12 protein-coding genes, 1 tRNA gene and 1 riboswitch are annotated in these 8,710 nt (G+C 66.3%); of the genes, 7 read left to right on the top strand and 6 right to left on the bottom strand.

What is annotated here, in order from left to right:
- Positions 1 to 14 precede the first annotated feature (14 nt).
- The 6 genes from ACIGFL_RS09195 to mobA form a co-directional block, all read right to left on the bottom strand.
- A complete protein-coding gene (locus ACIGFL_RS09195; protein WP_397496951.1) occupies positions 15 to 365 on the bottom strand; it encodes a hypothetical protein in 351 nt (116 codons plus the stop codon).
- Positions 366 to 434: 69 nt separating this feature from the next.
- Positions 435 to 968: a DUF4124 domain-containing protein gene (locus ACIGFL_RS09190; RefSeq protein WP_397496950.1), complete on the bottom strand. Its 534-nt coding sequence runs from the start codon at positions 966 to 968 to the stop codon at positions 435 to 437.
- Between the two features lie 80 nt (positions 969 to 1,048).
- On the bottom strand, positions 1,049 to 2,284 hold the full coding sequence (locus tag ACIGFL_RS09185; RefSeq protein WP_397497106.1) for a tyrosine-type recombinase/integrase: 1,236 nt from the start codon (positions 2,282 to 2,284) through the stop codon (positions 1,049 to 1,051).
- A 169-nt stretch (positions 2,285 to 2,453) separates the two neighbouring features.
- Positions 2,454 to 2,530, bottom strand: a tRNA-Pro gene (locus ACIGFL_RS09180).
- Between the two features lie 131 nt (positions 2,531 to 2,661).
- Entirely contained in the window at positions 2,662 to 2,883 is a 222-nt protein-coding gene (locus tag ACIGFL_RS09175; RefSeq protein ID WP_021445716.1) for a YgdI/YgdR family lipoprotein, read from the bottom strand.
- 86 nt (positions 2,884 to 2,969) lie between these two features.
- Positions 2,970 to 3,557 (bottom strand): molybdenum cofactor guanylyltransferase MobA, encoded by a 588-nt coding sequence (gene mobA, locus ACIGFL_RS09170; RefSeq protein ID WP_397496949.1) that lies wholly within the window; start codon positions 3,555 to 3,557, stop codon positions 2,970 to 2,972.
- A 67-nt stretch (positions 3,558 to 3,624) separates the two neighbouring features.
- On the opposite strand from mobA, the gene moaB reads away from it, so the two are divergent.
- The 7 genes from moaB (at position 3,625) to ACIGFL_RS09135 (ending at position 8,410) form a co-directional block, all read left to right on the top strand.
- Positions 3,625 to 4,164, top strand: coding sequence for a molybdenum cofactor biosynthesis protein B (gene moaB / locus ACIGFL_RS09165; protein ID WP_397496948.1), 540 nt, complete (start codon positions 3,625 to 3,627; stop codon positions 4,162 to 4,164).
- Positions 4,161 to 5,375, top strand: a complete 1,215-nt coding sequence (glp, locus tag ACIGFL_RS09160; RefSeq protein WP_397496947.1) for a gephyrin-like molybdotransferase Glp — start codon at positions 4,161 to 4,163, stop codon at positions 5,373 to 5,375. Before moaB ends, glp begins: the two co-directional genes overlap by 4 nt.
- A gap of 3 nt (positions 5,376 to 5,378) precedes the next feature.
- Positions 5,379 to 6,158 carry an NAD-dependent deacylase gene (locus ACIGFL_RS09155; RefSeq protein ID WP_397496946.1) on the top strand — a complete coding sequence of 260 codons (780 nt, stop codon included), beginning with the start codon at positions 5,379 to 5,381 and terminating at the stop codon, positions 6,156 to 6,158.
- A gap of 55 nt (positions 6,159 to 6,213) precedes the next feature.
- The gene (locus tag ACIGFL_RS09150; protein WP_397496945.1) at positions 6,214 to 6,822 is read left to right on the top strand and encodes a C40 family peptidase; all 609 of its coding nucleotides are present in this window, start codon (positions 6,214 to 6,216) and stop codon (positions 6,820 to 6,822) included.
- Between the two features lie 86 nt (positions 6,823 to 6,908).
- Positions 6,909 to 7,427, top strand: a complete 519-nt coding sequence (locus ACIGFL_RS09145) for a C40 family peptidase (protein ID WP_397496944.1) — start codon at positions 6,909 to 6,911, stop codon at positions 7,425 to 7,427.
- Positions 7,424 to 8,083: an O-methyltransferase gene (locus ACIGFL_RS09140; RefSeq protein ID WP_397496943.1), complete on the top strand. Its 660-nt coding sequence runs from the start codon at positions 7,424 to 7,426 to the stop codon at positions 8,081 to 8,083. The genes ACIGFL_RS09145 and ACIGFL_RS09140 overlap by 4 nt, the downstream gene beginning before the upstream one ends.
- Positions 8,084 to 8,089: 6 nt before the next feature.
- Complete coding sequence (locus ACIGFL_RS09135; protein ID WP_021445724.1) at positions 8,090 to 8,410, top strand: hypothetical protein; 321 nt, start codon at positions 8,090 to 8,092, stop codon at positions 8,408 to 8,410.
- A gap of 39 nt (positions 8,411 to 8,449) precedes the next feature.
- Positions 8,450 to 8,655: riboswitch (cobalamin riboswitch) on the top strand.
- Positions 8,656 to 8,710 lie beyond the last annotated feature (55 nt).

The following is an 8,710-nucleotide window of genomic DNA, read 5'->3' as shown; positions in this document are numbered from 1 at the left end:
GGCTGAAGAGGCCCTTAGTTGCAGCCGAACTGGTTGCAGGTCGCCGAGTAGGGGTTGCCCTTTGAATCGGTCCCGTTGTGGAAGGTGGTATTGCCGATGCGATTACTGGTGCCGTTCCAGCTGTTGCCGTTCGCAGAAGTTCCATTATGGAAGGTGGTGTTTCCGATAGTCGTGCTGGTTTGATTCCAGTTCGAACCGGTTCCCGCGTTGTAGCCCTGCACACTCGTGGTGTTGCCGAAGCGCTGGACGTTATAGGTGTTCCCGCTATTGTCGGTGCAGGTCTGGAGCGAGCCGCTACCGAAGCAGCCAGCGATGGCTTGCGACGACAGAAAAAACGCGGCGATGGCAGAGATTAAGTGCTTCACGGTAGATCGCTCATTCAGTGGATTGGAGAAGGTAGCGGCCGAACAGTACTGCCTGGTTCCGCTTGGTAGTCAATTGCCCGGGATGATGCGAGTCGTTGAGTTGCCATTGGGGTCGGTGTTTACTCGGACCTTATTGCCAGCGCCATCCGTTCCGTAGGTGTGGGAGTAGCCGCCATTGTTGATGGTCCGGTACTTGCCACCCTGCGAGTCATAGCAGTCCTTGACCTGGCCGTAGTTGAAGCAGTTTGTACGGATGCGCACTTCGCCAGAAGCCTCTCTAGCTTTACGGCGCGCTTCACGTTCACGATCGGCGACTCGGCCTTTCGTGTTGTCGGGGATAATGGTCAGGCCGCCTCCAGTTGCGGTGGAAGCTCTGCCTTCTCTCATAATCTCAGCCGCACGAAGATTCCTGGCTGTTACTTCCGAACTGCTCTCTGCTTGGCCTTTCTGTGTCTCGCCGAGATACTGTGATGTGCCTTGATCAGTTGGGCAGGGCACCGACGAGAAGCTTGTTGTTCCGTCGTTACCGACACATTTGAATATCTGCGCATGTACCGCGGCAGGGCTAAGCAGGGCCACAAACATGATGGCGGTGAATTTCATTCCATTGACCCCGTGGCCTGGCGATATATGGCTGAAGGCTAGCATTGCTCGATAATGGTGGGAAATTGGGTGACAGGCGGCTAGCCGACTTTGCCGAATGCTGCTTGCACGACGTTGCCTTTCTCCAGCGCTTCAAGGTGATCGGCATACCACTGCATCATGGTGCGCCGCTGCTCAAGGTACTTGGCCTTGTTGTACACCCCGGCCACGCCTGCTTTGGCGTGCGACAGCTGGGCCTCGATGTGGTTTTCGTCGAAGCCGTTCTCGTTGAGGATGGTGCTGGCGATGTGGCGGAAGCCGTGACCGGTCTGCTGGCCCTGGTAGCCCATTCGGCGTAGGGCCATGTTGAACACCATATTGCTCAGCGGCTTGGTGCGGTCGTTTCGCCCGGGGAACAGCAGGTCGTAGGAGCCAGAGTAGATCTTGAGCTCCTGCAGCAGATTGAGCGACTGGGTGGAGAGCGGCACGATGTGCTCGCGGCGCTTCTTCATCCGCTCGGCGGGGATTTCCCAGATGGCGGCTTCCAGATCGAACTCGGACCAGCGCGCCTTGCGCACCTCGCTCGGGCGCAGGCCGTTGAGGATCAGCAGGCGCAGGCCAATCTTCACCACCCGGTTGGTGTAGGCGCTGATCGACTGCAGCAGCATGGGCAGGTCGGCCTGGTCGACGTGGGCGTAGTTCTCGCTCTGCTTTTTTTGCAGGAACTTGTCGAGCCCGTCCACCGGGTTGGTGGTGGCGCGGCCGGTGACCCTGGCCAGGTCGTAGATCTCTTTGCAGAAGCGGCGCACATTGGCCATCTGATCCAAGATGCCTTTCTTCTCCATGCCCCGGAAGAACTCCATCCACTCCATGGGGGTGATGTCGACATAGGAGCGCTTGCCCATCTTGGGGAAGACGTGAAGTTCCAGGGCGCCCATCACGCGCTTGGCATACCCGTCGCCCCAGCTCTTTACCCGGGCGGCATACCACTCGCGGGCCAGTGGCTCGAAAGTGCTTTCGGCCTTGGCCTTCTCCTGGGCGACTTCGGCCTTGCGCTGGGTCGATGGGTCGATCCCTTGGGCGATCAGTTCGCGCGCTTCCTGTGCCTTTGCCCGGGCCCTGGCGCCGTTCACGCTAGGGTAGGGACCGAGGCCGAGCCAGGAGCGGGCGCCGGAGCCAGGTTTCGAGTACCGTAGCTCCCACAGTTTTTGGCCGGACGGCTTGACCCGGAAGTACAGGCCCTGGCCGTCATGCTCGCGGTAGGTTTTGTCTTCTGGCTCGAGGTTGGCGAGGGTGGTATCGGCCATCGGCCGGCGCTTGATATCCGCTCTTTTCATGGCTTTTTGGTATGCCGAGTTCGAATGAGCCGGCAGCATACCAATGGGCATACCAAACTGGTAGGTATAGGCAGGGATAGAGTGGTACAACCAGAAACAGAAAACCCGGCGCTAGAGGCCGGGTTTTCTGGGGTTCCGATACATGTGGGTACATGCTGGAACAAGGGATTGGTCGGAGAGACAGGATTCGAACCTGCGACCTTCTCGTCCCGAACGAGACGCGCTACCAAGCTGCGCTACACTCCGAATGAGCCGTATTCTACCGAAAAACTTTTACCGCACAAGGGGTTAGCCCGAAAAAAATTTAGCGCAGCGGCCGTTTTCGTGCCAACCCCACAGCCTGCCTGGGCCTCGCTGGGGAGGCCCGGGGCGTCGATTCAGAGTTCCTTGACGGTCTGCACCTGGTCCTTGTTGACGGTGGCGCGCTTGCCGTCGAGTTGCTCGAACTCGTAGAAGCCGGAGTCCTCGTCGAACTTGGGCTTGTCCACGGTCTGGATCTCGCGGCCGTCGTTCAGGGTGATCACCGACGGCGAGGCGCAGCCGGCCAGTGCGGCGAAACCGAGGGCGATAAGCAGGGCGGGGATGATCCGTTGAGTCATGGTCTGTCTCCTTGGGTGATACAACCTATGTACCCAGGCTCAGACGCAGTAGCGGCGTGCGAGTTCCACCGAGTTTTCCCGGCGCCTCAGTCGGGTCGGGCGGCGGCGAGGAGTTCCGGCGTATTCAGGTTGGCCAGGCGCGCATCGTCGAGCGGGCAGTCCAGCGGCGTCGGTGCGAGGCTGTCGAGCCAGCGCTGCGGGCTGCGCTGGCCGGCCTGCCAGGCGCGTTCCAGATCGTCCCTCAACGCGGTCGGCAGCAGGCAGAACAACGGCTGCCAGTACTGCCCCTGGCGCACCACCGCCGGTTTGCTACCGGCGCGTTCGAGCAAGGCGTCGAGCAGCGGGCGATCCACCAGCGGCGCGTCGCAGGGCAGTACCAGCAGCTGGCTGTGGCGCGCCGCCGCCAGGCCCGCGCGAATGCCGGCCAGCGGTCCCTGGAAGTCGCTGTCCTGGTCGCTCACCAGGCGGTCGGCATAGGGCGCGTAGCGCTCGGCGTTGCGGTTGCAGGAAATGATCAGGTCGTCGCTCAAGGGGCGTACCAGCTCGTGCAGCCAGGCGATCAGCGGCTGCCCGCGCCACTCCAGCAGGCCCTTGTCGTGCCCGCCCATGCGTTGGCCGCGGCCGCCGGCAAGCAGCAGTACGGAGCAGGGTGGTGGGGCGTTCGAGGCGGGCATGCTGGCGTCTCCGGTGGCGGGTGGTGTGATATAACTCCGGCCATTCTCTCGCAATTGGAAGCCTGCCATGAACCATAAGGCCGAGGCGCTGTTCGTGCCGCTGCAGATCGCCGTGCTCACCGTCAGCGACACCCGCACCCTGGAAACCGATACCTCGGGACAACTGTTCGTCGATCGCCTGCAGGCGGCCGGTCACCAGTTGGCCGCGCGCGTCCTGCTCAAGGACGATCTCTACAAGATCCGCGCCCAGGTTGCCGGCTGGATTGCCGACGACGGCTTGCAGGTGGTGCTGATCACCGGCGGCACCGGCTTCACCGGGCGCGACAGCACGCCGGAGGCGGTCGCCTGCCTGCTGGACAAGCAGGTGGACGGCTTCGGCGAGCTGTTCCGGCAGATCTCGGTGGCCGATATCGGCACCTCCACCATCCAGTCGCGCGCCCTGGCCGGCCTGGCCAACGGTACCCTGGTGTGCTGCCTGCCGGGTTCGACCAACGCCTGCCGCACCGCCTGGGACGGCATCCTCGGCGAGCAGCTGGATGCCCGGCATCGTCCCTGCAATTTCGTCCCCCACCTGAAACAGGTGGCCGCCTGCGAGAGCCGCGGATGAGCGGTTGCGAGCAGCCCGGCCTGTTGCCCATGGAGGCGGCGCTGGCACGCCTGCTGGCGCTGGCCGAGGCCGCACCCATCGCGCAGCAGGAAACCGTCACGCTGGCCGATGCCGATGGCCGGGTGCTGGCCGAGCCGCTGCTCGCCGCACTCGACCTGCCGCCCTGGGACAACAGCGCCATGGACGGTTACGCCCTGCGCCTGGCCGACTGGCACGGTGAGGCGCTGCCGGTCAGCCAGCGCATCCAGGCCGGTACGGCGCCCTTGCCGCTGCAGCCGGGTAGCTGTGCGCGCATCTTCACCGGTGCGCCGCTGCCGGCTGGCGCCGACAGCGTGGAAATGCAGGAGAACGTGGAGCTGGATGATGCCGGGCGGGTGCGCTTTCGCCAGCCGCTCAGGCTTGGCCAGAACGTCCGCGCCCGCGGCCAGGAAACCCGTGTCGGCGACTGCGTGCTGCCGGCCGGCACGCGCCTGGGGCCGATCGAGCTGGGTCTGGCCGCCTCCCTCGGCGCGGCCGAACTGCGCGTGCGGCGGCGGCCGCGGGTCGCCGTGCTGTCGACCGGCGACGAGCTGGTCGAGCCCGGCCAGGCGCTCGGCCCGGGGCAGATCTACAACAGCAACCGGCGCCTGCTCAGCGCCTGGCTGCAGCGCCTGGGCTGCGCCGTGGTCGACGCCGGCATCCTGCCGGACGACCTGGAGCTGACGCGCGAGGCCCTCGGCAGGCTCGGCGACGTCGACCTGATCCTGTCCACCGGCGGGGTCTCGGTGGGCGAGGCGGATTATCTCGGCCTGGCCCTGCGCGAGGCTGGCGAGCTGGCGCTGTGGAAGCTGGCGATCAAGCCGGGCAAGCCTTTGACCTTCGGTCATTACCAGGGCGTGCCGGTGATCGGTCTGCCGGGCAATCCGGCCTCGACCCTGGTCACCTTCGGTCTGCTGGCGCGCCCCTACCTGCTGCGGCGTCTCGGCGTGCAGCGCATCGAGCCGCTGGGCTTCGTCGTGCCGGCCGGATTCGCCTGGCACAAGCCGGGCATACGCCGCGAATACCTGCGCGCGCGCCTGGAACAAGGCCGCGCGGTGCCTTACGCCAACCAGAGTTCCGGCGTGCTGCGCAGCGCCGCCTGGGCCGAAGGGCTGGCCGAGGTTCTGGAGGGGACGACGCTGGAGGAGGGCGACAGCCTGCGGTTCATTCCCCTCAGCGAGATCCTGGGCTAAGGCATGGACGAGGCGCTGCGGCGAGTCGCGCGGGCCATCGAGCAGGCCGAGCGCATTCTGGTCATTACCGGGGCGGGGTTGTCGGCCGACTCCGGGCTGCCCACCTACCGCGGCCTCGGCGGCCTGTACAACGACCATACCGCCGAAGGCCTGCCGATCGAGGCGGCGCTGTCCGGGCCGATGCTGCGCCGCGACCCGGCACTGTGCTGGAAATACCTGGCCGAGCTGGGCAAGGCCTGCCTCGGCGCGGCGCCGAATGCCGGCCACCTGGCCATCGCCGAGCTGCAACGGCGTAAGCCCGGTTGCTGGGTGTTGACGCAGAACATCGACGGTTATCACCGCGCCGCCGGCAGCCCCGGCGAGCGTCTGATCGAGATCCACGGCGAGCTGGCGCCGCTGTACTGCCAGTCCTGCGGCGCCGAGGATAGCGAACTGGCCGAGCACCTGCAGCGGCCGTTGCCGCCGCGCTGTCGGCAGTGCGGCGGAGTGTTGCGCCCGCCCGTGGTGCTGTTCGAGGAAATGCTTCCGGAGGCGGCCGTCGACAGCCTCTACGGCGAGCTGCGCAAGGGCTTTGCCGTGGTGCTCAGCGTCGGCACCAGCGCCAGTTTCCCCTACATAGTCGAGCCGGTGCTGCGTACCCGCCAGGCCGGCGGCCTGAGCGTGGAGATCAACCCCACGCTGACCGACCTCAGCGACGTGGTGGATGTACGGCTGGCTGGGCGGGCCTTAGATGTTTTGCCGGAACTACTGGGTCACATTTCGGGCGATAGAATTTGCAAATAGACGGCATAGAGGGCATAGTCGCGCACTTGTAAATTCAACCGACACGGTCGTGCCCATGCCCAAACGCTTCGCACCCCTCGTGCCTTTTGCACTCATCGCCTTTCTCGCCGCCTGCGCCGGCCATGCGCCGCAGCCGCAGCTCGACGAACCCATGGTCAAGCCCGTCGCTCAGCAGGTCGAACCTGCCGAGGACGAGATGGCTGCGCTGATCGACGACAAACCCTACGAAATGCCGCAGCTGGCCGACAGCCTGCTCGACCTCGGGCGTTCGCTGGTCGGCACCCGTTATCGCTACGGCGGCAACTCGGTGCAGTCCGGCTTCGACTGCAGCGGCTTCGTCGGCTACCTGTTCCGCAAGGAAGTCGGCCTGGAACTGCCGCGCTCGACCCGCGAGCTGATCAACCTGGACGCGCCCAAGGTGGCCCGCGCCGACCTGGAACCGGGCGATCTGATCCTGTTCAACGACCGCGGCCGCGGCCGCGTCAGCCACGCCGGCATCTACCTCGGCGACGATCAGTTCATCCATTCCAGCAGCAGCCGCAGCGGCGGCGTGCGCATCGACAGCCTGGACGACAGCTACTGGAATCGCAGCTACCTGCAGGCCAAGCGCGTCCTCGCCCTGGCCCAGGTGGACGACGAGCAGGCCGCCAAGCGTCATCCCTGATGGCTTGCGGCGCGGCCCCGCAGGGTTGCGCCGTTCGTCCCGAGCCGGCAGAGTAGGGCGCATCCAGGCTCAGGATCGCCTCGCTCATGCCCGTCACGACCCGTGTTGCCCTGCTCGTTCTCGCCCTGCTGCTGAGTGCCTGCAGCAGTCGCGCTCCCACCCCCCAGCCCAGCTACACGCCAGCCACTGGTCAGTTCCAGGGCGGCGCCGACGACGTGCTGTTCCGCGCCCTCGGCCTGGTCGGCACGCCCTATCGCTACGGCGGCAATACCCCGGACGGCGGTTTCGACTGCAGCGGCCTGATCGGCTACGTCTACCGCGACGCCGCCGGCATCAGCCTGCCGCGTTCGACCCGCGAGCTGAGCGCCATGCGCAGCCCCAAGGTGCACCGCGACGCCCTGCTGAGTGGCGACCTGGTGTTCTTCGCCACCAGCGGCGGGCGCGGCGTCAGCCATGCCGGCATCTATGTCGGCGAGGGACGTTTCGTCCACGCGCCGTCTTCGGGCGGCACGGTGCGCCTCGACAGCCTGGACAACAGCTACTGGCAGCGCGCCTATCTGGACGCCAAGCGCGTGCTCGCCCCCGAACTGGCGCGCAATCCGTGACCCAGCGCAGCCTGCAGCTCGACGACGCGCTTTACCAGTACCTGCTGGACGTCTCCCTGCGCGAGTCGCCGCTGCTCGCCCGCCTGCGCGCGGAAACCGCGCAGCTGAGCGAGGCGCGCTGGCAGATCGCCCCGGAGCAGGGGCAGTTCATGGCCCTGCTGGTGCGCCTGGTCGGCGCGCGGCGGATCGTCGAGGTCGGCACCTTCACCGGCTACAGCGCCATCTGCCTGGCCGATGCCATGGGGCCGCAGGGTCAGCTGATCTGCTGCGACCTGCCCGGCGACTACAACGCCACCGCGCGCCGCTATTTCGCCGAGGCCGGTCTGGCCGAGCGTATCCAATGGCGTCTGGGTCCGGCGCTGGACAGCCTGGCGGCGCTGGAGCACGAAGGGCAGGGCGACTTCGACCTGATCTTCGTCGACGCCGACAAGGCCAACTACCCGACCTACCTGGAGCAGGCGCTGCGCCTGTTGCGCCAGGGCGGCCTGCTGCTGTTCGACAACACCCTGTGGAGCGGTCGGGTGTTGCAGCCGCAGCCGGACAGCGCCGACACCCGCGCCATTCAGGCGCTGAACCGGGCGCTCAAGGACGATGCGCGCGTCGAGCTGTCGCTGCTGCCGCTGGGCGACGGCCTGACCCTGTGCCGCAAGCGCTGAGCCGCCGTGGCCGACGCCATCCGCCTGCCGCCCCAGCCTGACGCCTGCGAACTGTGCGCGCGGTCGGTGGCGCTGACCCGTCACCACCTGATCCCCAAGGCCCTGCACGACAAGGCCTATGTGCAGAAGCGCTATCCCCGCCACGAACGCATCACTGCCACGCTCTGGGTCTGTCGCGCCTGCCATAACCAGATCCACCGGCTGTTCAGCGAGAAGGAGCTGGCACTGAGCTACAACAGCCGCGAAGCGTTGCTGGGCGACGAGCGCTTGCGCGGTTTCGTCGAGTGGCTGGCGCGCAAGCCGGCCGGCTTCGTCCCCCGCCACTGAGTCGCGTCGGCGTTGACGGGCGAGGCGGCCAGCCTCTACCCTGCGCGCCTTGCTTCAGGTGCCCGACGCCACGCGCGTACGAGGTGAAACAGGGAAGCCGGTACAGAATCCGGCGCTGCCCCCGCAACGGTAGGTGAGTCAAACGCCGCTCTATTGCCACTGTGCTTCGTGCATGGGAAGGCGCGGCGCTAGCCCGCGAGGCTCGCTCACAAGCCCGGAGACCGGCCTGCTGCAGTCCACGGCATCGCGGAGGGCGTTGTCTGGCGTGCGGGCTCGCCTTCCCGGTGGCCCGCGCGCGCC

This window comes from Pseudomonas sp. NPDC077649, from assembly GCF_044542855.1.
Lineage (GTDB): Bacteria > Pseudomonadota > Gammaproteobacteria > Pseudomonadales > Pseudomonadaceae > Aquipseudomonas.
The sequence above is the reverse complement of the archived record's forward strand: the minus strand, read 5'-3'. Positions and strand labels throughout refer to the sequence as shown.